Source organism: Microbacterium sp. Bi128, from assembly GCF_918698205.1.
The window spans coordinates 1-1,585 of sequence record NZ_CAKKMM010001195.1; the positions used below are offsets into that span (position 1 = coordinate 1).

2 protein-coding genes and 1 tRNA gene are annotated in these 1,585 nt (G+C 67.0%); all 3 read right to left on the minus strand.

Annotation, left to right across the window (positions count from 1 at the left end; genetic code table 11):
* Window positions 1–351: 351 nt before the first annotated feature.
* A complete protein-coding gene (locus LQV45_RS31165; protein ID WP_230011201.1) occupies window positions 352–642 on the minus strand; it encodes a hypothetical protein in 291 nt (96 codons plus the stop codon).
* Between the two features lie 114 nt (window positions 643–756).
* Window positions 757–832: transfer RNA gene (locus tag LQV45_RS31170), tRNA-Val, on the minus strand.
* A 90-nt stretch (window positions 833–922) separates the two neighbouring features.
* The coding region (locus LQV45_RS31175) for a Sir2 family NAD-dependent protein deacetylase (protein WP_230011204.1) at window positions 923–1,585 on the minus strand (663 nt) is incomplete at its 5' end.

Genomic DNA, 1,585 nt, shown 5'->3' on the forward strand with positions numbered 1-1,585 from the left:
CTGCCAAAGTCCGCTGCGTCGTTGGCGACGAAGAAGTTTTCGTCCCCGGCAGCCGGGGAAAGCGGGCGGACTCTGGCGATTCGGCGGGCACTCGTGGCGGTCATGAAAGCATCCTAGGCGGCGGACTCCCGGGGGCCGCGATTAGGCCATCGACTGGCGTAATTCTGGCGCGCAGAAACACCGCCGGTGTTTCACATTTCCAAGCGTTCACGGTATATTCATTACAAGCCTTCCGCCGCGGCATCCCCCAATAGTCGCGGTGGAAGGCTTTTCCAATGCCCGGGTGATTCCAGGGTCCGGGGTCCCCTTTTGAGCGGGCCGGGCCGGGCGATTGTTGCCCGCGCAGGCAGCCTACGCGGCGTACGCAACGGCCCCCCGCAGCCGCCAGCCCCCACCGAGGCCATCCCGGATCAGTTCCATGGTGGTCAGGGCAGATCCGCGGTTGCGGCCGAGCCTCGCCTGGACCTGCCAGACCTCGACATCCACCCGGCTCAGGCCCTTGGGCATCCGGCGCGCGGCCTCCCACCAGCTGACCCGCTCGAACCAACGCACGGGCTCGGCGCCGATCAACCATTCCCTGCCCCCGCGCACTACCGCCAGGGGCCGCCCGTCCGGGCCTGTTTTCACCATCACGTGTTCCATGCCCGTCACAGTAGGGCGGAGCCCTGACATTTTCGGGGCGTGCAGCATCCCCCGCCGGGACGCACAAAACCCCGTCTTTCCGGACCGTGTGGTCCGGAAAGACGGGGTTTTCTGTGGTGGGTCCTACCGGGATCGAACCGATGACATCCACGGTGTAAACGTGGCGCTCTACCAGCTGAGCTAAAGACCCAAACCGCGGTTTCCGCGCCTCAGCGCTTCAACCAACGAACAGCTACTGTACCGGATGTAACCGGCCAAGCGCCAATCGGCCCGGCCGTCGCTACAGGGGCGGCAGCTCGGCGGCGAGCCAGGTCAAGGCCCCGCTGACGCCTGCCTCCAGCTTGATGGTGGCGAGGCCGTCGCCGCGGGTCGGTCCCCTGTTGATGATGACCACGGCTTTGCCCTGCTTCGCCGCGTGGCGGACAAAACGCAGGCCGCTCATCACGGTCAGCGACGAGCCGGCCACCAGGAGCGCCCGGGCGGCGTCGACCATGGCGTACGAGCGCTCCACCCGGTCCTTGGGCACGTTTTCCCCGAAGTACACGAAGTCCGGTTTCAAGGTGCCGCCGCAGGCCGGACAGCGGGCGACGATGAACGATCCAATCAGTCCGGTGTCCTCGACGGCGGCATCGGCGTCCGGTGCCATTTCAACCACCCCGGCCGCCTGCGCCCGTTCCAGGAACCCGGGGTTGAGTTCTTCCAGGACACCGGCCAGCATCCGGCGGCTGAACCGCCGGTGGCAGTCCAGGCACACCACCTGGTCGAACCGGCCGTGCAGGTCCACGACGTTGACGCTGCCGGCGTCCTCGTGGAGCCGGTCCACGTTTTGGGTGATGAGGCCGGTGAGAAGCCCCCGCTGCTCCAGCCGGGCTACAGCGGCATGGCCATCGTTCGGATCCGCCCTGCGCAGATGTGACCAGCCGATGTGGTTGCGGGCCCAGTA

Bases quoted from the DNA above. Each gene is read 5' to 3' on its own strand.
- LQV45_RS31165 (WP_230011201.1), bottom strand. From the start codon at position 642: ATGGAACACGTGATGGTGAAAACAGGCCCGGACGGGCGGCCCCTGGCG.